General features: G+C 64.5%; 21 protein-coding genes. 3 read left to right on the plus strand and 18 right to left on the minus strand.

Annotated elements, in window-relative coordinates; translation table 11 throughout:
- Nucleotides 1–45: 45 nt before the first annotated feature.
- The 13 genes from HMPREF3014_RS05325 to HMPREF3014_RS05385 form a co-directional block, all read right to left on the minus strand.
- Nucleotides 46–600 carry a DUF4442 domain-containing protein gene (locus HMPREF3014_RS05325; RefSeq protein ID WP_003143818.1) on the minus strand — a complete coding sequence of 185 codons (555 nt, stop codon included), beginning with the start codon at nucleotides 598–600 and terminating at the stop codon, nucleotides 46–48.
- A 78-nt stretch (nucleotides 601–678) separates the two neighbouring features.
- Nucleotides 679–2,697 (minus strand): PhoX family protein, encoded by a 2,019-nt coding sequence (locus tag HMPREF3014_RS05330; protein ID WP_003097668.1) that lies wholly within the window; start codon nucleotides 2,695–2,697, stop codon nucleotides 679–681.
- 178 nt (nucleotides 2,698–2,875) lie between these two features.
- Complete coding sequence (locus HMPREF3014_RS05335; RefSeq protein ID WP_003090447.1) at nucleotides 2,876–4,471, minus strand: isocitrate lyase; 1,596 nt, start codon at nucleotides 4,469–4,471, stop codon at nucleotides 2,876–2,878.
- 594 nt (nucleotides 4,472–5,065) lie between these two features.
- Entirely contained in the window at nucleotides 5,066–5,887 is an 822-nt protein-coding gene (locus HMPREF3014_RS05340) for a secretin N-terminal domain-containing protein (RefSeq protein ID WP_023087243.1), read from the minus strand.
- Entirely contained in the window at nucleotides 5,884–6,504 is a 621-nt protein-coding gene (locus HMPREF3014_RS05345) for a DUF7931 domain-containing protein (protein WP_003097664.1), read from the minus strand. Before HMPREF3014_RS05345 ends, HMPREF3014_RS05340 begins: the two co-directional genes overlap by 4 nt.
- 6 nt (nucleotides 6,505–6,510) lie before the next feature.
- Nucleotides 6,511–6,936, minus strand: coding sequence for a GNAT family N-acetyltransferase (locus HMPREF3014_RS05350; RefSeq protein WP_003090444.1), 426 nt, complete (start codon nucleotides 6,934–6,936; stop codon nucleotides 6,511–6,513).
- Complete coding sequence (locus HMPREF3014_RS05355; RefSeq protein WP_023087244.1) at nucleotides 6,929–8,098, minus strand: ribosomal protein uL16 3-hydroxylase; 1,170 nt, start codon at nucleotides 8,096–8,098, stop codon at nucleotides 6,929–6,931. The genes HMPREF3014_RS05350 and HMPREF3014_RS05355 overlap by 8 nt, the downstream gene beginning before the upstream one ends.
- A 59-nt stretch (nucleotides 8,099–8,157) precedes the next feature.
- Nucleotides 8,158–9,528 (minus strand): adenylosuccinate lyase, encoded by a 1,371-nt coding sequence (purB, locus tag HMPREF3014_RS05360; protein ID WP_023087245.1) that lies wholly within the window; start codon nucleotides 9,526–9,528, stop codon nucleotides 8,158–8,160.
- A 75-nt stretch (nucleotides 9,529–9,603) separates the two neighbouring features.
- Nucleotides 9,604–10,494, minus strand: a complete 891-nt coding sequence (locus HMPREF3014_RS05365) for a DMT family transporter (RefSeq protein ID WP_003097658.1) — start codon at nucleotides 10,492–10,494, stop codon at nucleotides 9,604–9,606.
- Nucleotides 10,495–10,496: 2 nt separating this feature from the next.
- Nucleotides 10,497–11,117 (minus strand): high frequency lysogenization protein HflD, encoded by a 621-nt coding sequence (gene hflD, locus HMPREF3014_RS05370; protein ID WP_003090440.1) that lies wholly within the window; start codon nucleotides 11,115–11,117, stop codon nucleotides 10,497–10,499.
- Entirely contained in the window at nucleotides 11,114–12,241 is a 1,128-nt protein-coding gene (mnmA, locus tag HMPREF3014_RS05375; protein ID WP_020750350.1) for a tRNA 2-thiouridine(34) synthase MnmA, read from the minus strand. Before mnmA ends, hflD begins: the two co-directional genes overlap by 4 nt.
- A gap of 43 nt (nucleotides 12,242–12,284) precedes the next feature.
- Nucleotides 12,285–12,755: an NUDIX hydrolase gene (locus HMPREF3014_RS05380; protein WP_003097654.1), complete on the minus strand. Its 471-nt coding sequence runs from the start codon at nucleotides 12,753–12,755 to the stop codon at nucleotides 12,285–12,287.
- Nucleotides 12,756–12,841: 86 nt separating this feature from the next.
- Complete coding sequence (locus HMPREF3014_RS05385; protein WP_003116719.1) at nucleotides 12,842–15,067, minus strand: NADP-dependent isocitrate dehydrogenase; 2,226 nt, start codon at nucleotides 15,065–15,067, stop codon at nucleotides 12,842–12,844.
- 358 nt (nucleotides 15,068–15,425) lie between these two features.
- Between HMPREF3014_RS05385 and icd the strand changes: the two genes are divergently transcribed.
- The gene (icd, locus tag HMPREF3014_RS05390) at nucleotides 15,426–16,682 is read left to right on the plus strand and encodes an NADP-dependent isocitrate dehydrogenase (protein WP_003090436.1); all 1,257 of its coding nucleotides are present in this window, start codon (nucleotides 15,426–15,428) and stop codon (nucleotides 16,680–16,682) included.
- A 72-nt stretch (nucleotides 16,683–16,754) separates the two neighbouring features.
- Here icd and cspD read toward each other — a convergent pair whose 3' ends face one another.
- Nucleotides 16,755–17,027, minus strand: a complete 273-nt coding sequence (gene cspD, locus HMPREF3014_RS05395; protein ID WP_023087246.1) for a cold shock domain-containing protein CspD — start codon at nucleotides 17,025–17,027, stop codon at nucleotides 16,755–16,757.
- Between the two features lie 225 nt (nucleotides 17,028–17,252).
- Here cspD and clpS point away from each other — a divergent pair, with 225 nt between their 5' ends.
- Together clpS and clpA are read left to right on the plus strand one after the other, a co-directional pair.
- A complete protein-coding gene (gene clpS, locus HMPREF3014_RS05400) occupies nucleotides 17,253–17,621 on the plus strand; it encodes an ATP-dependent Clp protease adapter ClpS (RefSeq protein ID WP_003097649.1) in 369 nt (122 codons plus the stop codon).
- A 27-nt stretch (nucleotides 17,622–17,648) separates the two neighbouring features.
- Nucleotides 17,649–19,925 carry an ATP-dependent Clp protease ATP-binding subunit ClpA gene (gene clpA, locus HMPREF3014_RS05405; RefSeq protein ID WP_003090432.1) on the plus strand — a complete coding sequence of 759 codons (2,277 nt, stop codon included), beginning with the start codon at nucleotides 17,649–17,651 and terminating at the stop codon, nucleotides 19,923–19,925.
- Between the two features lie 81 nt (nucleotides 19,926–20,006).
- Here clpA and infA read toward each other — a convergent pair whose 3' ends face one another.
- The 4 genes from infA to trxB all read right to left on the minus strand — a co-directional run bounded on the left by infA (nucleotide 20,007) and on the right by trxB (nucleotide 22,760).
- Nucleotides 20,007–20,225, minus strand: coding sequence for a translation initiation factor IF-1 (gene infA, locus HMPREF3014_RS05410; RefSeq protein WP_002553999.1), 219 nt, complete (start codon nucleotides 20,223–20,225; stop codon nucleotides 20,007–20,009).
- A 104-nt stretch (nucleotides 20,226–20,329) separates the two neighbouring features.
- The gene (locus HMPREF3014_RS05415; protein ID WP_003097644.1) at nucleotides 20,330–21,037 is read right to left on the minus strand and encodes an arginyltransferase; all 708 of its coding nucleotides are present in this window, start codon (nucleotides 21,035–21,037) and stop codon (nucleotides 20,330–20,332) included.
- 54 nt (nucleotides 21,038–21,091) lie between these two features.
- Nucleotides 21,092–21,772, minus strand: a complete 681-nt coding sequence (gene aat / locus HMPREF3014_RS05420) for a leucyl/phenylalanyl-tRNA--protein transferase (RefSeq protein ID WP_003113368.1) — start codon at nucleotides 21,770–21,772, stop codon at nucleotides 21,092–21,094.
- Between the two features lie 37 nt (nucleotides 21,773–21,809).
- Nucleotides 21,810–22,760: a thioredoxin-disulfide reductase gene (gene trxB / locus HMPREF3014_RS05425; protein WP_003090421.1), complete on the minus strand. Its 951-nt coding sequence runs from the start codon at nucleotides 22,758–22,760 to the stop codon at nucleotides 21,810–21,812.
- Between the last annotated feature and the right edge of the window lie 210 nt (nucleotides 22,761–22,970).

The raw sequence follows: 22,970 nt of genomic DNA on the forward strand, positions 1-22,970 counted from the left end.
CGGCGGTTCGCGTCGCAGCGTAGATGTAGTCGCTCCGGAGGTGCGCTACCTGGGGGCTGCGGTAGCGACCCGGGGTTTCTTGCCGACCCAGGCCCAGACCATTTCGCAGGCGATCGGCTGGTTGCCGTTCTCGTCGCTGACCAACACCGCCACGCGGACCTCGCCCTTGTCCTGTTGCCGGATCTGCTCGATCTGTCCGGCCTCCAGCGTCGCGATGGCGGTCAGGTCGCCCTGGGCGCGCTTGAGATAGTCGATCTTCATGGTCTTGATCAGCGGCAGCTTGTCGTCCGGTACGTTCATTCCGACCAGGAAGCCGCTGGCCGACTCGGCGAGCAAGGCCATCGCCGCGGCATGGATACCTTTTATGTGGTTCTGCACCGGCCGACGGTTCTTCAGGCTGAGGATGGCGCGCTCCTGCCCCAGTTCATGGATGCGCACCCTGGCAGTGCCGGCGAAGCGCACCTGGGAGCCCAGCAGCAGCGTCAGGCTGCGGCTGCGCAGGCGGCGGGGGAGGAGGTTGATGGCGCCGACGGCGCGGCTGAGACGATTGCGCTTGGGCATGCTGGCGTCCTTCCATAGAGAGGGGAGCCTGCATTCCACCCGCTTTGCCCGGGCTTGCCCACGGCTGTAGCGGCGACCTGCGCCGGCATTCCGGCCAACGCAGGTCGTCGTGGCGCGTCAGAGCAGGCGTCGGCCGTCTTCGCGGGTGATCACCACGGTGGCCGAGCGTGGCCGGCGGCCCGGCCCGTCCGGCCAGGTGCTGAGGAGGTTATCGGCGGTCGAACCTTCCCCCGGGTGCTGGATGTTGATGAACAGCGTACGGAAGTCCGGCGTCGCGGCAATGCCGGTCACCTCGCAACCCAGCGGACCGGTGAGGAAGCGCTTCAGTTCGCCGGTGCGTGGGTCGGCCACCAGCATCTGGTTGTTGCCGAACGGGCCGCTGCTCAACTGGCTGCCGCTCATGTCGGTCTGGATCCACAGGCGGCCTTCCGGGTCGAACCAGAGGCCGTCGGGGCTGGCCAGGATATTGTCCTGGTTCAGCGGCTTGCCGTCCGGGCCGCGGCTGTCTTCGCCGGGACCGGCGAGCATGAACAGGTCCCAGGTGAAGCGTTGCCCGGCATAGTCGCGGCTGCGTTCGCGCCAGCGGATGATATGGCCGTAGGCGTTCTTCACCCGTGGGTTGGCCGCGTCGGCGACGGTGCGCGACGTGTTGTTGGTGAGGGTGAAGTAGACGTCGCCGTTGTCCGGGTTGACCGCGCCCCACTCCGGGCGATCCATCTTGGTCGCGCCGAGGACATCGGCGGCCAGGCGGGTGTTGATCAGCACTTCGCCCTGGTCGGCGAAGCTCACCCCGGCCTTGCGACAGGCCGCGCGGAAGTTGCCGTCGGCGATGTCCAGCGGCAGCCACTGGCCGCTGCCATCGGCGTTGAAGCGGGCGACGTAGAGGGTGCCTTCGTCGAGCAGGCGAGCGTTGCTGCGACCCGGACGGAACTTGTCGCGGCTGACGTACTTGTAGATGTACTCGTTCTGCGAGTCGTCGCCGGAGTAGCAGACTACCTGGCGGCCCGGCTTGACCGGGGCGAAGACCAGGCCTTCGTGGGCGAAGCGGCCGAGAGCGGTGCGCTTGACCGGCACCGATTGCGGGTCGAACGGGTCGATCTCGACGATCCAGCCGAAGTTGTTCGGTTCGTTGCGGTAGTCGTCCTGGGCCTGTTTGCCCTTGCGGGTGGCGTCGAAGCGTTCGAACTCGTCGCCCGCCAGGGTTTCCCAGCCGAAACGGCTGGTGTTGCGAATGCCGTAGCGGGTCAGTTCGCGCGGCAGTTCGCTGTCCTGGGTGGAGAAATAGCCGACCCAGTTCTCCTCGCAGGTGAGGTAGGTGCCCCAGGGGGTGAAACCGTTGGAACAGTTGTTATGGGTGCCGCGGGTGCGGGTGCCGTCCGGACTGTGGCGGGTGCGCAGCAGTTCGTGGCCGCGCGCCGGGCCGGCGATACGCATCGGCGTGGCGGCGGTGATCCGGCGATTTCGTTGCGACGGCACGACATTCCACTCGCCACGCACGTTGCGACGGATCTCCACGACGGAAACGCCATGGGCGTTGATTTCCTTGCGCACTTCATCGGCGACGGTGCGCTTGCCATCGACCACGGTCGGGCCATTGGTGTGCAGCAGCGGCGCGTCGATGTATTCATGGTTGAGCACCAGCAGGCCATGGTTGCTGATGTGTCCGCCGCCGAAGCCGAACTGCGCGTCGATCGGGAAGAAGTGCATGCCGTCGTGGTGCATGCCGATCTGTTCGGCCTGGTCCTGGGCGCTGTTGCTGGCGTCGTCGAGGAAGCCCGGATAACTGCCGCTGATCGGGGTACCCCAGGGTATGAAGGGCGTCGCCTTGTAGCCGGCGGGCACCCGGATGGTATCGGCACGGCCGCTGGCGATGGCTTCGAAGGGCAAGCGGTTGCGGCGTTTGAAAGGCAAGCCGCGCAGGCCTTCCGCGGCGGGCACCTGCGCTTCGGCGGGAGCGGCGCTGGCGGGGAGCGCGACGCCGAGGAAGGCGAGGGCGCCGAGCGCCGCGCCGCCGGCCAGGACCTGACGGCGGCCGAGGCCGGCGATCAGGTCGTTCATGTGCGGGTTGTTCGAATGGTTGCTGGGCAACTCGTCGCCATCACCGAACAGGATGGCATCTTTTTTCTCCAGGCTCACGGACGTGCTCCTTGTGGGCTGATCGACGGAGCATTGACGCTAACCGCTGAAAGCGACGGGACGATGACAGGCACTCGAGGCCTTTTGCCATGATCCGGAAATGAAAAACCCCGGCCGGAGCCGGGGTTTTCGCGAGGCGGGCCGGGCAGATCGTGGCTGCCCGGCTGGCCCCTGTTCCTTAGTGGAACTGGTTCATGGTGTTGTCTTTGCCGCTGGCCTTCAGAGCGGCTTCGCCAGCGAAGTACTCTTTATGGTTGTCGCCGATGTCGGAGCCCGCCATGTTCTGGTGCTTGACGCAGGCGATGCCCTGGCGCAGTTCCTGGCGCTGCACGCCCTTCACGTAGGCCAGCATGCCTTCGTCGGCGAAGTAGCCCTTGGCCAGGTTGTCGGTGGACAGCGCGGCGGTGTGGTAGGTCGGCAGGGTGATCAGGTGGTGGAAGATGCCGGCGTGGGCCGAGCCATCGCGCTGGAAGGTGCGGATCTTCTCGTCGGCGACCTTGGCCAGCTCGGTGTCGTCGTACTCGACGCTCATCAGCTTGTTGCGGTCGTAGGCGGAAACGTCCTTGCCTTCGGCGACGAACGCATCGAACACCTGCTGGCGGAAGTTCAGGGTCCAGTTGAAGGACGGGCTGTTGTTGTAGACCAGCTTGGCGTTCGGAATCACTTCGCGGATGCGATCGACCATTGCCTTGATCTGGCCGACGTGCGGCTTCTCGGTTTCGATCCAGAGCAGGTCGGCGCCGTTCTGCAGCGAGGTGATGCAGTCCAGGACGCAGCGATCTTCGCCGGTGCCCTTGCGGAACTGGAACAGGTTGGAAGCCAGGCGCTTCGGACGCAGCAGCTTGCCTTCGCGCTTGATCACGACGTCGCCGTTGCCCAGCTCGGCCTCGGAGATTTCTTCGCAATCCAGGAAGGAGTTGTACAGGTCGCCCAGGTCGCCCGGCTCGTTGGTCACGGCGATCTGCTTGGTCAGGCCGGCGCCCAGGGAGTCGGTACGGGCGACGATCACGCCATCGTCCACGCCCAGCTCGAGGAAGGCGTAGCGTACGGCATTGATCTTGGCGAGGAAGTCGATGTGCGGAACGGTGACCTTGCCGTCCTGGTGGCCGCACTGCTTCTCGTCGGACACCTGGTTCTCGATCTGGATGCAGCAGGCGCCGGCTTCGATCATCTTCTTGGCCAGCAGGTAGGTCGCCTCGGCGTTGCCGAAGCCGGCGTCGATGTCGGCGATGATCGGCACCACGTGGGTTTCGAAGTTGTCGATCTGGGCCAGCAGCTCGGCTTCCTTGGCCTTGTCGCCAGCGGCGCGGGCAGCGTCCAGGCCGGTGAACAGCAGGTCCAGCTCGCGGGCGTCAGCCTGGCGCAGGAAGGTGTACAGCTCTTCGATCAGGCCGGAAACCGCGGTTTTCTCGTGCATGGACTGGTCCGGCAGCGGGCCGAAGTCGGAGCGCAGCGCGGCGACCATCCAACCGGACAGGTAGAGGTAGCGCTTGTTGGTGGTCTTCAGGTGCTTCTTGATCGAGATCAGCTTCTGCTGCCCGATGAAGCCGTGCCAGCAACCCAGCGACTGGGTGTAGACGGAGGAGTCCGCATCGTATTCGGCCATGTCCTTGCGCATGATGGCCGCGGTGTACTTGGCGATATCCAGGCCGGTCTTGAAGCGGTTCTGGATACGCATGCGAGCTGCGTACTCGGGGTTGATCGCGCTCCAGCTGCTGCCGTTCTTCTCTTTCAGCGCGGCAACTGCCTTGATCTCGTTCTGATATGCGGACATGGTCAATCCTTCAAGAAATGTATTGGTTGAGCACCGACTGACCCACTCAAAACCTGCTGGTGAAGGTTGTCTTGCGGGTGGCTCACCGCTGCATGGCGAGAGAATGACCGTGGCGAAGAATGACGCCGAGGAGGGGGTGGAGACGAACAGTTCGCGGACCGTGCTTCTCGACTGGATCAAGTGCCGTTCGGCTCGTGGTTGCCGGTGGGCGACTCGCTGTCGAGTCTTTCGATCTGGCTGATACGTAAACGCTTCCCCGTCCCTCAGGACAACTTCGTTCCAGTCGCAATCTCGTCAAGCCGCCTTGTGGGCAGATCAACACGGTGGAGGCCGAGGGCGTATCGGCGCAGGCACCGGGAGCTCGTCGTTTCAGAGCCCCTGATTAGCGGGAGCGGGGCCATCATGCTCTGGAAAAAATCCGTCGTCAAACGTTTTGTAGTGTTTTTTCAAGACTACTACACGAAGGTCTAAGAGTGACCGGATGGTCTTGTCTGGTCGAGATGTTTCCGTTTGCATCGAAAATGCCCGCAAAAGCCCGCGCCCCGCGGCTTTGCCGGAGCGGGAGGCAATTCGCGCTGGAAAGAGCGCCGTCGGTCAGTCGAGGGTTTCGACTTTCAGGCGCAGGCTGGTGTCGTCGCGTCCCTGGGTCGAGTAGCGACGCACGAAGCCGTGCTGGTCGGCCTGGTTCTGTTCGCTGACGCCGCCCAGGGTGATCCACTCGCCGAGCTTGCCGCTGACCCGGGTGTCGGTGCTCTGGGTATCGATGACGCCGGGATGGCTCTGGCTGAGGCGGTTATTGCTGGAACTGATGGTGACGTGCACCAGGTTGCCGGTCAGCGTCGCGGTGACGTAGAAGCCGCGGTTGACGTTGCGGTATTCGGTCTGGCTGTAGATCTGCCCGTAGGGACCGGTGGCGGTGCTGGTGATGGGGACGCTCTGGCCGACCTGGATCAGCGCCGGGTAGCCCTCGGTGGCCTGGACCTGCTGGCTGCCGCCGGAACGGCTGTCGGTGGAGCGACGGATGATGCGGACTCGATCCTTGCCGTTGACCTCGCCGCGGCCGCTCTGGATCTCGATGTTGCCGGCGCTGGCCGAACCATCCACCGAATAGCCGCGGCTGTCCTGTTGCAGGTTCTCGCTGGTATCCACGGTGATCAGCAGGCGATGCGGGCGCGAGTCGATCTGCTGCAGGACCGATTGCAACTCGCGGATCTTCGCCGGCTCGGCATTGACGATCAACTGGTTGCCATAGGCGGTGACCTTGCCTTCGCTGCCGATGACCGACTGGGCCACCGCCATCACGTCGTCGGCGGTGCGGTAGTTGAGCGGGATCACTTCGGTGCGCGGGGCGGCCGAGGCGCCGAGAACGACTGTCGCCAACAGCGAGGAGAGCAGGGTGGTGCGCAACAGGGTCACAGGAGGAAGCTCCGCAGGTCCGGGTCGGAAAGACTGGTGTCCCAGGCCTGCTCGAAGCGGGCCTGGAGTTGACGCACCCGCCCGGCGGCACGGTAGCAGGCATAGCCCGCCGGTTGCGCCGGTTTCGGGCGCAGCAGCAGGCCCTGGTCGTCGGCCAGGAGGAAGGCGTCGTCCTCTTTAGGGTAGTCCGGGTTGAGGCGGCGGATCAGGCAGTTGCTCGACAGGCGGCGCGAAAGGTTGATCAGGCGGTGGCCGTTGCGCACGGCCTGGGCGCTGTCGCCAACGAGGATACGCAGGCGATTGCGTGGATTGGCCAGGAGAAAACGGGTGCAGGCTTCCTGGATGCTGCTGTGGTGATAGAGCCAGCTTTCCAGGTCGGGACTGTGCAGGCAGAGCGAGCGGCGGGCCTGCTGCAGGAGGGCCAGGGCATGGGCGCGGGCTTCCTGCGGATGCTCGAAGCGCTCCAGCGGCTCATGTTCGCCGAGGCGGAATGGCGCTGGTTCCCAGCGTTCCGCAGGCAGCGCGGCGCTGGCCGGGTTGCGTACCGCAAAGCACCCCGGAGAGCTGAATTCGATGGCCGGCAGGTCGGCCGGCGAGGTCTCCGGGGCGTCGCTCATCGGGCCTCAGTCGCTGTCGCGAACCATGTCGACATGGGGCAGGCCGGCGTCGAGGAACTCGCCGCTGTCGACCTTGAAGCCCAGTCGCTCGTAGAAGGGTATGGCATAGACCTGCGCGGTCAGCAGTTGGCGCTTCAGGCCGCGTCGCTCGGCTTCCTCGATGGCCGCGCGCATCAGCGCGTCGCCGACCTTCAGGCCGCGCCAGTCCTTGAGTACCGAGACCCTGCCGATGTGCCCGTCGCCCAGCAGGCGCGCGGTGCCGATCGCGTATTCGCCTTCATAGGCGAGAAAATGCACGGCTTCGTCGTCTTCGGCGTCCCACTCCAGTTCCGGCGGAACCGACTGTTCGGCAATGAAGACCGCTTCGCGGATGCGGCGCAGCTCGGCATTGTCCTTCTGCCAGTCGGCTACGCGTACGCGGATCTTATTCATCTGCAAACTCCAAACTGCCCTGTTTGACCAACTCCGCCAACAGCTTACGCGCATCGTCATCGGCCAGCCATTGGCCGAGGTTTTCCAGATGCAACGCATCGGCCGAGCAGACCAGCTTCAGCAGTTCCTTGAGCTGCCCGGGCAGGAGTACGCTCTGGCCGCTGGCGAACAGCACCAGGCCGATGTCGATCTCGCTCCAGGCCAGGCGGGCGCTGGGGTTGCGCACCAGCAGCGCGCCATCCTCGAGGGCGCCGAACAGCTCCTCCTCGGGGATCTCCTCGCCGGCAACCAGTTCGGGATAGCGCGGCTCGGTCATGAACTGGCCGAACCAAGTCAGCAGCAGGCGCTCGTCGCTCATGTGCTCCTGGATCAGGCCCTGCAGGCGCTCCAGAGCGTCGCGCTGGATCTGGTGCGGATCGTCGCCTACCGGTTGCAGGCCGGCATCGGTGTAGCGCTCCTCGTCGGAGAGGAACTGGCCGAGGAAGTCGGTGAAATGGGTCAGCACTTCGGCGGCGCTGGGCGCGCGGAAGCCGATCGAGTAGGTCATGCACTCGTCTTCGGCGATGCCGTAGTGGGCGAGGCGCGGGGGCAGGTAGAGCATGTCGCCGGGCTCCAGGACCCACTCGTCGCTCTGTTCGAAGCCGGCGAGGATGCGCAGGTCGGCGTGCTCGCGCAGCGGGCTGTCGCTGCTGCACATCTGTCCGACTTTCCAGCGCCGGCGTCCGTGGCCCTGAAGCAGGAATACGTCGTAGTTGTCGAAGTGCGGACCGACGCCGCCGCCGGGAGCGGCGTAGCTGATCATTACGTCGTCGATCCGCCAGCTGGGCAGGAAGCGGAATTGCTCCAGCAGTTGGGCGACTTCCGGGACGAACTGGTCGACCGCCTGCACCAGCAGGGTCCAGTCCTGTTCCGGCAGGTGCTGGTAGTCCTCCTCCTGGAACGGGCCACGGCGCATTTCCCACGGGGTTTTCCCGTGTTCGAGGACGATGCGCGATTCCACCGACTCCTCCAGCGACAACCCGGCCAGCTCGTCGGCGGACAGCGGGCTTTCGAAGTCCGGGATCGCCTGGCGGACCAGCAGCGGTTTGCGCTGCCAGTAGTCGCGGAGGAATTCGGCAGCGGTCAGTCCGCCCAGAAGTTGCAGGGGAGTATCAGCATTCATGGTTAAGTCCTTGAAACAAAAACGCCCGGCGCAGCCGGGCGTGCAAAAGGGTTGGGTGCTCAGATGCGCCTGGCCTGGGCGGCGGCATTGCCGACGTAGCCGGCCGGGGTCAGCTTCTTCAGCTCGACCTTGGCCTCGGCGGGAATCGCCAGCTCTTCGATGAAAGTCTGCAAGGCTTCGGCGCTGATGCCTTTGCCGCGGGTCAGTTCCTTCAGCTTCTCGTAGGGGTTTTCCACGCCATAGCGACGCATCACGGTCTGCACCGGCTCGGCAAGGACTTCCCAGCAGGCGTCCAGGTCCTCGGCGATGCGCTGGGCGTTCAGCTCCAGCTTGCCGATGCCCTTCAGGCTGGCCTCGTAGGCGATGACGCTGTGGGCGATGCCGACGCCGAGGTTGCGCAGCACGGTGGAGTCGGTCAGGTCGCGCTGCCAGCGCGAGATCGGCAGCTTGCTGGCCAGGTGCTGGAACAGCGCGTTGGCGATGCCGAGGTTGCCCTCGGAGTTCTCGAAGTCGATCGGGTTGACCTTGTGCGGCATGGTCGAGGAGCCGATCTCGCCGGCCACGGTCTTCTGCTTGAAATAGCCGAGGGAGATGTAGCCCCAGACGTCGCGGTCGAAGTCGATGAGGATGGTGTTGAAGCGGGCGATCGCATCGAACAGCTCGGCGATGTAGTCGTGCGGCTCGATCTGAGTGGTGTAGGGGTTGAAGGTCAGGCCGAGGTCGCCTTCGATGAACTGGCGCGCGTTGGCTTCCCAGTCGACTTCGGGATAGGCGGACAGGTGGGCGTTGTAGTTGCCCACGGCACCGTTGATCTTGCCCAGCAACTCGATGTCGGCGACCTGCTTGATCTGCCGCTCCAGGCGGTAGACGACGTTGGCCAGTTCCTTGCCCAGGGTGGTCGGCGAGGCAGGCTGGCCGTGGGTGCGGGACAGCATCGGCACGTCGGCGAGTTTCACCGCCAGTTCGCGGATGGCCTCGGCGATCTGGCGCATCAGCGGCAGCAGCACGCTGTCGCGACCCTCGCGGAGCATCAGGGCGTGGGACAGGTTGTTGATGTCCTCGGAGGTGCAGGCGAAGTGGATGAACTCGCTGACCGCGGCCAGCTCCGGAAGCTTGGCGGCCTGTTCCTTGAGCAGGTACTCCACGGCTTTCACGTCGTGGTTGGTGGTGCGCTCGATTTCCTTGATGCGTTCGGCGTGTTCCAGCTGGAAGTCGCTGGCCAGGCTGTCGAGCAGGGCGTTGGCTTCGGCGGAGAACGGCGCGACCTCGGGAATCCCGGCGTGGGCGGCGAGGCGCTGCAGCCAGCGGACTTCCACCATGACGCGGAAACGGATCAGGCCGTATTCGCTGAAGATCGGACGCAGGCTGCTGGTTTTGCCGGCATAGCGGCCATCGACGGGGGATACCGCGGTGAGCGAGGAAAGCTGCATGAGACGTTCTCGTGGCTGGAAGTCAACGAAAAAGGGGCGCATATCATACATGAAAGGTGCGCCCCGGTGGGGCATTCAGCGGGGCCTTTCGGCGGGGCGGTTGCCCAGCAGGGGGATCAGGCTGGCGGCGAAGATCAGGGCGGCGCCGAGCAGCGACGTGTGGCTGGGCAGTTCGTCCCAGCGCAGCCAGGCGATCACCCCGGCGAAAACGATGGCCATGTAGGCGATCGGTCCGATCACTCCCGGGGAGGCCAGGGCATAGGCCTGCGACATGGTCAGTTGGCCGAGGCTGGCGAACAGTCCGGCGCCGAGCAGCAGGAGCAGTTCCTGGCCGTTCAGCGGCTGCCAGGCCCAGGCCAGCGGCACGGCGGAGAACAGGGTGCCGAACAGGGCGAAGTAGAACACGATGCGATAGGCTGGCTCGCTGTCGCTCATTTCGCGGATCGAGACGAAGGCGCAGGCAGCCATCAGGCTGGAGGCGATGCCGACCAGGGCGATCGGCGCCACTACCGCGCCGCTGGGCCTGGCCACCAGCAGCACGCCGAGGAAGCCGACCAGGGTGGCGACCATCATGCGGCGGGTCAGCGGCTCCTTGATCCACAGGTGTGCGATCAGCGGCGTGAACACCGGCGCGGCATAGCTGAACAGCATGGCGTCGGTCAGCGGCAGGTGGGCGAGGGCGTAGAAGTAGCAGTACATGCCGCCCAGGCCGTAGGTGGTGCGCAGCAGGTGCGATAGCGGGCGGCGGGTGCGCAGCGGGCCGATGCCGCGAGTCAGCGCCAGGGGCAGGAAGAACAGCACGCCGACGAGGTTGCGGAAGAACACCACGGTTTCGTTGTTGACGGTGCTGGAGGCCTCGCGGATCAGGCCGCCCATCAGGGCGAAGAACAGCGCCGAAAGAGCCAGCATGGCGGCGCCCTGGGTCGGGCTGTTGCGCCGTTGCGGCTGGCTCCCGGCCATGGCCATGGCTAGCCGCGCAGCAGGGGATAGAGTTCGTTGAGCAGCCGGCGCCGGCTGAATACCATCTGCCAGCGGCTGCCGCCCAGTTGCCGCCAGAGCCGCGCCGAGCGGATGCCGGCGAGCAGCAGGGCGCGGATCCGCGCGGCGTTGCTGCTGACCTGCAGGTGGCGCATGTCGCCGTGTACCTGGATGCGCTGGCGGAAGGTGCTGAGGGTGTCCTGGTAGATGCTGGCGAACGAGGCGATGACGTTCTCGTGGACCAGGCCGAAGTGCTGGACCTGCTGTTCGACCTGGTCGAGGCGCTGGCCGATCAGGTCGAGCATATCGCCGCGCTTGTCCAGTTGCCGTTCCAGGGTCAGCATCGCCAGGGCGTAGCGCAGCGGTTCGCGCTGCAGGCTGCCGGGCTTGCGCTCCAGGGCGCTGGCCAGGGCCTTGAAGCCGTCGCGCAGGTTGAGGCTGTCGCCACCGTAGACGTCCAGGGTGCTGGCCGGGTTGCGCGCCAGCAGGCTGCCGAGCATGCAGCCCAGCGGGGCTTCGCTGATCTGTCCGGTGCGTGCCAGCTTGTCGACCAGGGCTGCGGATTCGAAGACGGCGCCGAGGGCAATCAGTTGCTGTCGCGGATCGCTCACGGGCGTCCTCCGAAATCCCAGGCTTCCGCCGTTTCGATCACGCCGCCGCCGAGGCAGGCGTCGCCGTCGTAGAACACCACCGATTGCCCCGGGGTCACTGCGCGCTGCGGTTCGTCGAACACCGCGCGGTAGCCTTCGGCGATTTTCTCCAGGACGCAGTCCTGGTCGCTCTGCCGGTAGCGCACCTTGGCCCGCAGGCGGCGCGGCCGCTCCAGTTCGACCGGGTTGACCCAGTAGATTCGCGAGGCCAGCAGGGCGCGGGAGAACAGCAGCGGGTGGTCGTTGCCCTGGCCGACCAGCAGCACGTTGCGTTGCAGGTCCTTGCCGAGCACGTACCAGGGATCGTCGCCGGCTTCCTTGAGACCGCCGATGCCGAGGCCCTGGCGCTGACCGATGGTGTGGTACATCAGGCCGCTGTGGCGACCGATGACCTTGCCTTCGGTGGTCTCGATGTCGCCCGGCTGGGCCGGCAGGTACTGCTTGAGGAAATCGGTGAAGCGTCGCTCGCCAATGAAGCAGATGCCCGTGGAGTCCTTCTTCTTCGCCGTGGCGAGGCCATGCTTCTCGGCGATGGCGCGGACTTCCGGCTTCTCCAGTTCGCCGACGGGGAACAGGCTGCGGGCGATCTGCTCGCCGCCCACCGCGTGCAGGAAGTAGCTCTGGTCCTTGTTCGGGTCCAGGCCCTTGAGCAGCTCGGTGCGCCCGTCGCGGTCGCGGCGCCGCACATAGTGGCCGGTGGCGATCAGGTCCGCGCCGAGCATCAGCGCGTAGTCGAGGAACGCCTTGAACTTGATTTCGCGGTTGCAGAGGATGTCCGGGTTCGGCGTACGGCCGGCCTTGTACTCGGCAAGGAAGTGCTCGAACACGTTATCCCAGTATTCCGCGGCGAAGTTCGCCGTGTGCAGCTTGATGCCGATCCGGTCGCAGACGGCCTGGGCGTCGGCCAGGTCCTCGCGGGCGGTACAGTATTCGGTGCCGTCGTCCTCGTCCCAGTTCTTCATGAACAGGCCTTCGACCTGATAGCCCTGCTGCAACAGGAGCAGGGCGGAGACGGACGAGTCGACGCCGCCGGACATGCCGACGATCACGCGCTCGCGGCGTGGGGTGGGGGCGGATTCAGACATAGCGATCAGGCGTCACGGGCGAATTCGTAAAACGCGGATTCTATCAGGCCTGGGGCAGGGAGGGCGACACGTGGGTGTCGCGGATCAGCGCCAGGGGATAGCGGCCGCCGGCCAGGTAGTCGTCGATGCAGCGCAGCACCAGGTGGCTGCGCCAGCGCTGCGGCTGGGCGGCCAGTTCGTCGCGGGTCAGCCAGCGCGGGCCGATGATGCCGTCGTCGAGGGCGCGTTCGGGGTGGTGGCGCACGGGGCGGGCGGCGAAGCATACGCGCTGATAGGTGACACCGTTGGACGGCGCGGTGTACAGGTAGATGCCGGTGACGGCGCTCAGCTCGACCTCCCAGCCGGTTTCCTCGAGGGTTTCGCGCAGGGCGGCCTCGAGCAGGCTTTCGGCGGGCTCCAGGTGCCCGGCGGGCTGGTTCAGCACCTCGCGGCCGTCGGCCTGTTCCTCGACCAGCAGGAAGCGGCCCTGGTCCTCGACGATGGTCGCTACGGTGACATGGGGATGCCAGCTCATGGATGTCTCCTCGGTACGGAAAAGGCCTCGATAAAAAGAAACCCCGAGCGTAGGCCCGGGGTTTCTGCTTCGTCAGCGTGACGCTATCAGGCCAGGCTGTCGATCGCCGCGTTGAAGGTGGCGCTGGGGCGCATCACCTTGCTGGTCAGCTCCGGGTTGGAGCGATAGTAGCCGCCGATCTCGGCCGGCTTGCCCTGGACCGCATTGAGTTCGGCGACGATGGTCGCTTCCTGCTCGGTCAGGGCCTTGGCCAGCGGTGCGAAGTGCGCTTTCAGTTCGGCGTCTTCGTCCTGGGCGGCCAGGGCCTGGGCCCAGTACATCGCCAGGTAGAAGTGGCTGCCGCGGTTGTCGATGTCGCCGACCTTGCGCGACGGCGACTTGTTGTTGTCCAGCAGCTTGCCGGTGGCTTCGTCCAGCGCCTTGCCGAGCAGCTTGGCCTTGGCGTTGCCGGTCTTGATCCCGGTTTCCTCCAGGGACACGGCCAGGGCCAGGAACTCGCCCAGGGAGTCCCAGCGCAGGTAGTTCTCTTCCACCAGTTGCTGGACGTGCTTGGGTGCCGAGCCGCCGGCGCCGGTTTCGTACATGCCGCCGCCCGCCATCAGCGGAACGATGGAGAGCATCTTGGCCGAGGTGCCCAGTTCCATGATCGGGAACAGGTCGGTCAGGTAGTCGCGCAGGACGTTGCCGGTCACCGAGATGGTGTCCTTGCCGCGGATCAGGCGTTCCATGCTGACGCGAATGGCCTCGTTGTAGCCCATGATGCTGATGTCGAGACCGGTCAGGTCGTGGTCCTTGAGGTACAGCTCGACCTTCTTGCGCAGTTCGCGGTCGTGGGCGCGCTCCGGGTCCAGCCAGAAGATCGCCGGGGTATCGGACTGGCGTGCGCGGGTGACGGCCAGCTTGACCCAGTCGCGGATCGGTGCGTCCTTGGTCTGGCAGGCGCGCCAGATGTCGCCGGTCTCCACGTCGTGCTGCATCAGCACGCTGCCGTCGGCCAGGACCACGCGCATGGTGCCGTCGGCGGTCATTTCGAAGGTCTTGTCGTGGGAGCCGTATTCCTCGGCCTTCTGCGCCATCAGGCCGACGTTCGGCACGCTGCCCATGGTGGTCGGGTCGAAGGCGCCGTTGGTCTTGCAGAAGTTGATCATCTCCTGGTAGATGCGGGCGTAGGTGCTTTCCGGCATTACCGCCTTGGTGTCTTTCTGCTTGCCGTCCTTGCCCCACATCTGGCCGGAGTTGCGGATCATCGCCGGCATCGAGGCGTCGACGATGACGTCGCTCGGAATGTGCAGGTTGGTGATGCCTTTCACGGAGTCGACCATCGCCATTTCCGGGCGGTGGCTGTACACCTCGTGGATGTCGTGGAGGATCTCTTCCTGCTGGGAGGCGGGCAGCGACTTGATCTTGTCGTAGACGCTGGAGATACCGTTGTTCGGGTTCACGCCGAGCTCTTCGAAGAGTTGGCCCCACTTGTCGAAGACGTCCTTGTAGTAGACGCTCACCGCATGTCCGAAGACGATCGGGTGGGAAATCTTCATCATGGTCGCCTTGACGTGCAGGGACCACATGACGCCGGTTTCCTTGCAGTCCTGCAGGGTCTTCTCGAAGAAGTCGCGCAGCTTGCCGCAGCTCATGAACATGCTGTCGAGCACTTCGCCTTCCTGCAGGCTCAGTTGCTTCTTGACCTCGACCTTGCCGTCCTTGCCGACGAATTCGATGCGCACGTCACCGGCCTTGGCCATGGTGATGGACTGTTCGCTGGAGAAGAAGTCGCCGCCGCGCATGTAGTCGGCGTGGGAGCGCGAGGCCATGCTCCACTTGCCCATGGAGTGCGGGTGCTTGCGGGCGTAGGCCTTCACTGCGGCAGGCGCGCGACGGTCGGAATTGCCTTCGCGCAGGACCGGGTTCACGGCGCTGCCGAGGATCTTCGCGTAGCGTGCGCGAACCTCTTTCTCTTCGTCGGTCTGCGGGTCTTCCGGGAAGTCGGGAACCTTGTAGCCCAGGCCCTGCAGCTCGGCGATCGCGCCTTTCAGCTGGGGCACCGAGGCGCTGATGTTGGGCAGCTTGATGATATTGGCGTCGGGCGAGGTGGCCAGGACCGCCAGGCGGGCGAGGTCGTCTTCGATACGCTGGTCGGCTTCGAGGCGGTCGGCGAAGTTGGCCAGGATGCGTCCTGCAAGAGAGATGTCGCTGGTCTCGACGTCGATGCCGGCGGAAGCGGCAAAGGCCTTGACGATGGGGAGGAGCGAGTAGGTGGCGAGCGCGGGTGCTTCGTCGGTGAAGGTGTAGGTGATCTTCGAGCGGATGGACATCTACGGTAACTCTCTTTTTTGCTGGGCGCGCACAGAGTCTCGATACGCGTTGGTGGACGCGATGCCTTCGCTCAACATCGGGTTGAATCGAAATCGAGATATGCCGCGGGATATAGGGGCGCCAGTAGAGCGTTGTACGGCGGGTTCATGGTGGCGAACCCGACGCTGCGAGGGGAGAGGGTCTGGTCCCAGACTGCTCGGACCTCGATGACTGCGAAGTCATGGCGCGCAGTATACCACCCTCTCGCCGGGCTGATGCGCTCGCCTGTTTAGACTAAGGAAGATGTGGTTTCCGGGCGGACAACTGGGCTACCCTAGAAGGCTGCAACAGGGTTTTAACCACAACACGGAGTTCAGCATGGGATACCAAAAGATCCAGGTGCCGGCGACCGGTGACAAAATCACTGTGAATGCCGACATGTCCTTGAGCGTACCGAAGAACCCGATCATCCCGTTCATCGAGGGTGATGGCATCGGCGTCGATATCAGCCCGGTCATGATCAAGGTTGTCGACGCTGCAGTGGAAAAAGCATACAAGGGCGAGCGCAAGATCGCCTGGATGGAAGTCTACGCCGGCGAGAAGGCCACCCAGGTCTATGACCAGGACACCTGGCTGCCCCAGGAAACCCTGGACGCCGTACGCGACTACGTGGTTTCCATCAAGGGCCCGCTGACCACCCCGGTCGGTGGCGGCATCCGCTCCCTGAACGTGGCCCTGCGCCAGCAACTCGATCTCTACGTCTGCCAGCGCCCGGTACGCTGGTTCGAAGGCGTGCCCAGCCCGGTGAAGAAGCCCGGCGACGTGGACATGGTGATCTTCCGCGAGAACTCCGAGGACATCTATGCCGGCGTCGAGTGGAAGGCCGGTTCGCCGGAAGCGGAGAAGGTCATCAAGTTCCTCACCGAGGAAATGGGCGTCAAGAAGATCCGCTTCACCGAGAACTGCGGCATCGGCATCAAGCCGGTTTCCCAGGAAGGCACCAAGCGCCTGGTGCGCAAGGCCCTGCAATACGCCGTCGACAACGACCGCAGTTCGGTGACCCTGGTGCACAAGGGCAACATCATGAAGTTCACCGAGGGTGCCTTCAAGGATTGGGGCTACGAAGTCGCGCGCGATGAATTCGGCGCCGAGCTGCTGGACGGCGGTCCGTGGATGCAGTTCAAGAATCCGAAGACCGGCAAGAACGTCGTGGTCAAGGACGTGATCGCCGACGCCATGTTGCAGCAGATCCTGCTGCGCCCCGCCGAGTACGACGTGATCGCCACCCTGAACCTGAACGGCGACTATCTCTCCGACGCCCTGGCGGCCGAGGTCGGCGGCATCGGCATCGCGCCCGGCGCCAACCTGTCCGATTCGGTGGCCATGTTCGAGGCGACCCACGGCACCGCGCCGAAGTACGCCGGCCAGGACAAGGTCAACCCGGGTTCGCTGATCCTCTCCGCGGAGATGATGCTGCGCCACATGGGTTGGACCGAGGCGGCCGACCTGATCATCAAGGGCACCAACGGGGCGATCGCCGCCAAGACCGTGACCTATGACTTCGAACGCCTGATGGACGGCGCGACCCTGCTGTCCTGCTCGGAGTTCGGCGACGCGATGATTGCCAAGATGTAGGAAGGGCTAGCGCCCGAACGAGAAAAAGGCCGGTTCGCACCGGCCTTTTTCATTTCCGCATCCGCGCTGGGGTCAGGCTTCGACGGGCGTCGCCTGCGGCTCTTCCTGCGGGGCGGGGGCGGAGGGTGCGGCGGTTGTCGCGGTGGCGGGGCTGATGTTGATGGCATGCAGTCCCTTCGGTCCCTGGATGATCTCGAAATTGACCGGCTGGCCCGCCTTGAGTGTCTTGTAACCGTCCATCTGAATGGCCGAGTAATGGGCGAACAGGTCCTCATCTCGGCCCTCGGCCAGGATGAACCCGTAGCCCTTGGCGTTGTTGAACCACTTGACCTTACCGCTGAGCATGCTCATATCCCTCTGCAAAGGACTCCAACGCTGGAGTATCATCCACTACGATCCCGCGTCCGACCTGGGTCGAGACGGGTGCGGAACCCCTGATACCCTGTAGGGGTATTCCATTGTTTGTAACACCCTTTTGCAGTTAGTCAAGGCGCTGAACCATACGCCTGAGAAACGGATCAACATCATGTCGGTCCATAACTTTCCAGAAAGGCAAAGCTTTTTTTCCTCATGCATGCACCTAGCCAGATTCGACTAACATTCAATCAGGACCATCCCGAGCCTCATGAGCACGAGGACGAAGGGGCGGGGCTCGCGGTACAGGAGTCGAAGCCTGTATTACAGCCGCCACCGTTGTATAAGGTGGTACTGTTCAACGACGATTACACGCCGATGGACTTTGTTGTTGAAGTGCTGGAAGTGTTCTTCAACATGGACCGGGAAAAAGCCACCAAGATCATGTTGACGGTACATACTCAGGGTAAAGCGGTCTGCGGCTTGTTTACCCGGGACGTGGCCGAAACCAAGGCGATGCAGGTCAATCAGTATGCACGGGAGAGCCAGCATCCATTGCTCTGCGAGATAGAGAAAGACAGTTGATCGGATGTTTGGGAGCGAGGTGAAGCCATGTTGAATCGAGAGCTCGAAGTCACCCTCAATCTCGCCTTCAAGGAGGCGAGGGCCAAACGCCATGAATTCATGACGGTTGAGCACCTGCTGCTGGCCTTGCTGGACAATGAGGCGGCGGCAACGGTATTGCGTGCGTGCGGTGCCAACCTGGACAAGCTGCGGCGCGACCTGCAGGAATTCATCGATTCCACCACGCCGCTGATCCCGCAGCACGACGACGAGCGCGAAACCCAGCCGACGCTGGGCTTCCAGCGCGTCCTGCAGCGTGCGGTGTTCCACGTGCAGAGTTCCGGCAAGCGCGAAGTGACCGGGGCCAATGTCCTGGTGGCGATCTTCAGCGAACAGGAAAGCCAGGCGGTGTTCCTGCTCAAGCAGCAGAGCATCGCGCGTATCGATGTGGTGAACTACATCGCCCATGGTATCTCCAAGGTGCCCGGGCATGCCGAACATCCGCAGGATGGGGAGCAGGATATGCAGGATGAGGAAGGTGGCGAGTCGGCCACGTCCAACCATCCGCTGGACGCCTATGCCAGCAACCTCAACGAGCTGGCTCGCCAGGGGCGGATCGACCCGCTGGTGGGGCGTGAGCATGAAGTCGAGCGGGTGGCGCAGATCCTTGCCCGCCGGCGCAAGAACAACCCGCTGCTGGTAGGCGAGGCGGGGGTCGGCAAGACGGCCATCGCCGAGGGCCTGGCCAAACGCATCGTCGATGGCCAGGTGCCGGACCTGCTGGCCGACAGCGTGGTCTACTCCCTCGACCTGGGTGCCTTGCTCGCGGGTACCAAGTACCGCGGCGACTTCGAGAAGCGCTTCAAGGCCTTGCTCAACGAGTTGCGCAAGCGCCCGCACGCGGTGCTGTTCATCGACGAGATCCATACCATCATCGGCGCCGGTGCGGCATCCGGCGGGGTAATGGACGCCTCCAACCTGCTCAAGCCGGTTCTGTCCTCGGGCGAGATCCGCTGCATCGGCTCGACCACCTTCCAGGAGTTCCGCGGCATCTTCGAGAAGGACCGGGCCTTGGCGCGGCGCTTCCAGAAGGTCGACGTGACCGAGCCGTCGGTGGAAGACACCTATGGCATCCTCAAGGGCCTCAAGGGGCGCTTCGAGCAGCATCACCACATCGAGTACAGCGACGAGGCGCTGCGCGCCGCGGCCGAGCTGGCGGCGCGCTACATCAACGACCGGCACATGCCGGACAAGGCCATCGACGTCATCGACGAGGCGGGCGCCTACCAGCGCCTGCAGCCGGAAGAGAAGCGCGTGAAGCGCATCGAGGTGGCGCAGGTCGAGGATATCGTGGCGAAGATTGCGCGGATCCCGCCGAAACACGTCACCACCTCCGACAAGGAGTTGCTGCGCAACCTCGAACGCGACCTCAAGCTGACCGTGTTCGGCCAGGACGACGCCATCGAGTCGCTGTCCACGGCGATCAAGCTGTCCCGGGCCGGGCTCAAGGCGCCGGACAAGCCGGTCGGCTCATTCCTCTTCGCCGGTCCCACCGGCGTGGGCAAGACCGAGGTGGCGCGGCAGTTGGCGAAGGCCTTGGGTGTGGAGCTGGTGCGCTTCGACATGTCCGAGTACATGGAGCGGCATACCGTGTCGCGGCTGATCGGTGCGCCTCCGGGCTACGTCGGCTTCGACCAGGGCGGCCTGCTCACCGAGGCGATCACCAAGACCCCGCACTGCGTGTTGCTGCTCGACGAGATCGAGAAGGCTCACCCGGAGGTCTTCAACCTGCTGCTGCAGGTGATGGACCACGGCACCCTGACCGACAACAACGGGCGCAAGGCGGACTTCCGCAACATCATCCTGATCATGACCACCAACGCCGGCGCGGAAGTGGCGGCGCGCGCGTCGATCGGCTTCAACCAGCAGGATCACACCACCGATGCGATGGAAGTGATCAAGAAGAGCTTCACCCCGGAGTTCCGCAACCGCCTGGATACCATCATCCAGTTCGGCCGCCTGAGCACCGAGACGATCAAGAGCGTGGTCGACAAGTTCCTCACCGAGCTGCAGGCGCAGCTGGAGGACAAGCGCGTCCAGCTCGAGGTCAGCGATGCGGCGCGCGGCTGGCTGGCGGAGAAGGGCTACGACGTGCAGATGGGTGCGCGACCGATGGCGCGGCTTATCCAGGACAAGATCAAGCGGCCGTTGGCCGAGGAGATCCTGTTCGGCGAGCTGGCCGAGCATGGCGGCCTGGTGCATGTCGACCTGAAGGGCGACGAGCTGGCCTTCGAGTTCGAGATCACGGCGGCGGAGCCCGCCTGATCCGGGCGCGGCAACGAAAACGCCCGGCAGATGCCGGGCGTTTTCTTTTGCAATCGGCGAGCCGCAGCGGCTCGTGTCGACTCAGCGGGCGCGGTAGGTGATGCGGCCCTTGCTCAGGTCGTAGGGCGTCAGTTCCACGCGGACCTTGTCGCCGGTGAGGATGCGGATGTAGTTCTTGCGCATTTTGCCGGAGATGTGCGCGGTGACGACGTGCCCATTTTCCAACTCCACACGGAACATGGTGTTGGGCAGGGTGTCGACGACAGTACCTTCCATTTCGAAGCTGTCTTCTTTCGACATGCAGTAGAGCCCTCGGTATCTGTGGGTGGCCCTTTCAATGAGAGGTGGGCCGTGAAAAGCGGCGTGCATTGTGCCAGAAAATCGACAATAGCGCCACACGGCTATCAGGTGAGGGCGACCCAGCGCTGGTTGACGAACAGTTCGATGGGGCGGTACTGGGTCTTGTAGTTCATCTTGCGGCAATTCTTGATCCAGTAGCCCAGGTAGACGGCCTGCAGGCCCAGGCGTTCGGTCTCGGCGATCTGCCAGAGGATCGCGTAGCGTCCCAGGCTGCGCTGCTCTTCGTCGGGATCGTAGAAGGTATAGACGGCCGAGAGTCCGTTCGGCAGCACGTCCGTCACGGCTATGGCCAGCAGGCGGCCATGCAGGCGGAACTCGAAGAAGCAGCAGAAGGGCAGGTCGCGAACCAGGAAGGTGGCGAACTGGTCGCGGCTGGGCGGATACATGTCGCCGTCGGCGTGGCGTTGCTCGATGTAGCGCCGATAGAGGTCGTAGTACTCCTCGTTGAAGCTCGGTCGCTTGCGGATCACCTGCAGTTCCGCATTGCGCTTGAGGATGCGCCGCTGCTGGCGGTTCGGGCTGAAGCCGGCGACCGGTATGCGCGCGGCGATGCAGGCGGTGCAATGCTGGCAGTGCGGACGATAGAGATGGTCGCCGCTGCGGCGGAAGCCGACCTCCGACAGCGAGGCGTACAGCTGCGTGTCCATGGGCTGGCTGGGATCGAGGAACAGGGTGGTTGCCTGCTCCTCGGGCAGGTAGCTGCACGGGTGCGGTTGCGTCGCGTAGAACTTCAGTCGGGCGAGTTCGGTCATGGTGAACTCCAGCAGGGACCCATAAGCAAGTTTATGCCAGGCACGGAAACTCGCCTAAAAATCCAGGTCGCCGGTAGGAGGCTGGTCGCGATAGCGTTGCAGGTAGTCGGCGAATTCCCCCCGGCTGATGGCGCGGGCGCCCAGGCTGTGCAGGTGGCGGGTCGGCATCTGGCAGTCGATGAGGACGAAGCCGGCGTCGCGCAGATGGCGGACCAGCGTGACGAAGCCGACCTTGGAAGCGTTGTCGGCGCGGCTGAACATCGATTCGCCGAAGAACAGCCTGCCCATGGCCAGGCCGTAGAGGCCGCCGACCAGTTGTCGCTCCTGCCAGACTTCCACGGAGTGGGCGATGCCGCGCAGGTGCAGCTCCTGGTAGGCCAGTTGCATCGGCGTGGTGATCCAGGTGCCGTCGGCGTAGTTACGCGGCGCGGCACAAGCCTGGATCACCGCCCGGAAGTCACGGTTGAAAGTGACTTCGAAGCGTTGCTGGCGCAGGCACTTGGCCAGGCTGCGGGAAACGTGCAGTTCGTCGGGGAACAGGACGGTGCGCGGGTCGGGCGACCACCAGAGGATCGGCTGGCCATCCTGGTACCAGGGGAAGCAGCCGTGGCGATAGGCTGCGACCAGGCGTTGCGGATTGAGGTCGCCGCCGGCCGCGAGCAGCCCGTTGGGCTCCTGCAGGGCCTTGTCGAGGGGTGGAAAGTCGAAGTCGGTGCGGGAAAGCCAGGTCAGCATGGCGGGGTAGGGGAGGGCGGGCCTCCCCCGGGTCCGATCAATGGTCGTCGAGGTATTTTTCGGCATCCAGCGCGGCCATGCAGCCGGCGCCGGCGGAAGTGATGGCCTGGCGGTAGACGTGATCGGCCACGTCGCCGGCGGCGAACACGCCTTCGATGCTGGTCTGGGTGGCATTGCCTTCGCTGCCGCCGTGGATCCGCAGGTAGCCGTCGCGCATTTCCAGTTGGCCCTGGAACAGGTCGGTGTTCGGCTTGTGGCCGATGGCGATGAACACGCCGGCCAGCGATAGCTCGCTGGTGCTGCCGTCGATGGTGCTCTTCAGGCGTACGCCGGTGACGCCGCTGGCGTCGCCCAGCACCTCGTCCAGGGTGGTGTTCCAGTGCAGGCGCACGTTGCCGTTCTCGGCCTTGTCGAACAGCTTGTCCTGGAGGATCTTCTCCGAGCGCAGCTTGTCGCGACGGTGGATCAGGTGGACTTCCTTGGCGATGTTGGCCAGATACAGCGCTTCCTCGACGGCGGTATTGCCGCCGCCGACCACGCAGACCACCTGGTTGCGGTAGAAGAAGCCGTCGCAGGTGGCGCAGGCGGAAACGCCCTTGCCCATGAAGGCTTCTTCCGACGACATGCCCAGGTATTGCGCGGAGGCACCGGTGGCAATGATCAATGCATCGCAGGTATAAGTGCCACTATCGCCCTTCAGTGTGAAGGGGCGCTGTTGCAACTCGGCGGTGTGGATGTGGTCGTAGACGATCTCGGTGTCGAAACGCTCGGCGTGCTGCTGCATGCGGGTCATCAGCGCCGGGCCGGTAAGGCCTTCGACGTCGCCCGGCCAGTTGTCGACTTCGGTGGTGGTGGTCAGCTGGCCGCCTGGCTGGATGCCGGTGATCACCACTGGCTTGAGATTGGCGCGTGCGGCGTACACGGCGGCGGTATAGCCGGCCGGACCGGAGCCCAGGATGATGAGGCGCGAATGCTTGACTTCACTCATAAAAAGACTCCATAAGCCTTTGTCACATAAGAAAATGCGTGCTCCAATGGAGCCGCCTGAAGAGTTCTGCCGGCTATGCTACACCTATCCGCAAAAGGCCGGCAAAACCCCGGGGCCGGGATCAGCCACGCACGGATTGCCGCTGATTTCGGGTGTGATTTTTCAGAGTTTCCCTAAAGCCGTACAATAGGCGCGTTTTGACCAAGACAG

It is taken from the genome of Pseudomonas sp. HMSC065H01 (genome assembly GCF_001815235.1).
Taxonomy (GTDB): Bacteria; Pseudomonadota; Gammaproteobacteria; order Pseudomonadales; family Pseudomonadaceae; genus Pseudomonas; species Pseudomonas aeruginosa.

Excerpts from the sequence above, each read along its gene's own strand:
- purB (WP_023087245.1), bottom strand. The coding sequence starts at position 9,528 with ATGCAGCTTTCCTCGCTCACCGCGGTATCCCCCGTCGATGGCCGCTAT.
- HMPREF3014_RS05350 (WP_003090444.1), bottom strand. The coding sequence starts at position 6,936 with ATGAATAAGATCCGCGTACGCGTAGCCGACTGGCAGAAGGACAATGCC.
- infA (WP_002553999.1), bottom strand. The coding sequence starts at position 20,225 with ATGTCGAAAGAAGACAGCTTCGAAATGGAAGGTACTGTCGTCGACACC.
- HMPREF3014_RS05345 (WP_003097664.1), bottom strand. The coding sequence starts at position 6,504 with ATGAGCGACGCCCCGGAGACCTCGCCGGCCGACCTGCCGGCCATCGAA.
- HMPREF3014_RS05355 (WP_023087244.1), bottom strand. The coding sequence starts at position 8,098 with ATGAATGCTGATACTCCCCTGCAACTTCTGGGCGGACTGACCGCTGCC.
- mnmA (WP_020750350.1), bottom strand. The coding sequence starts at position 12,241 with ATGTCTGAATCCGCCCCCACCCCACGCCGCGAGCGCGTGATCGTCGGC.
- clpS (WP_003097649.1), top strand. The coding sequence starts at position 17,253 with ATGCATGCACCTAGCCAGATTCGACTAACATTCAATCAGGACCATCCC.
- HMPREF3014_RS05365 (WP_003097658.1), bottom strand. The coding sequence starts at position 10,494 with ATGGCCATGGCCGGGAGCCAGCCGCAACGGCGCAACAGCCCGACCCAG.
- HMPREF3014_RS05335 (WP_003090447.1), bottom strand. The coding sequence starts at position 4,471 with ATGTCCGCATATCAGAACGAGATCAAGGCAGTTGCCGCGCTGAAAGAG.
- HMPREF3014_RS05415 (WP_003097644.1), bottom strand. The coding sequence starts at position 21,037 with ATGACCGAACTCGCCCGACTGAAGTTCTACGCGACGCAACCGCACCCG.
- cspD (WP_023087246.1), bottom strand. The coding sequence starts at position 17,027 with ATGCTCAGCGGTAAGGTCAAGTGGTTCAACAACGCCAAGGGCTACGGG.
- aat (WP_003113368.1), bottom strand. The coding sequence starts at position 21,772 with ATGCTGACCTGGCTTTCCCGCACCGACTTCGACTTTCCACCCCTCGAC.
- HMPREF3014_RS05380 (WP_003097654.1), bottom strand. The coding sequence starts at position 12,755 with ATGAGCTGGCATCCCCATGTCACCGTAGCGACCATCGTCGAGGACCAG.
- trxB (WP_003090421.1), bottom strand. The coding sequence starts at position 22,760 with ATGAGTGAAGTCAAGCATTCGCGCCTCATCATCCTGGGCTCCGGTCCG.
- clpA (WP_003090432.1), top strand. The coding sequence starts at position 17,649 with ATGTTGAATCGAGAGCTCGAAGTCACCCTCAATCTCGCCTTCAAGGAG.
- HMPREF3014_RS05385 (WP_003116719.1), bottom strand. The coding sequence starts at position 15,067 with ATGTCCATCCGCTCGAAGATCACCTACACCTTCACCGACGAAGCACCC.
- icd (WP_003090436.1), top strand. The coding sequence starts at position 15,426 with ATGGGATACCAAAAGATCCAGGTGCCGGCGACCGGTGACAAAATCACT.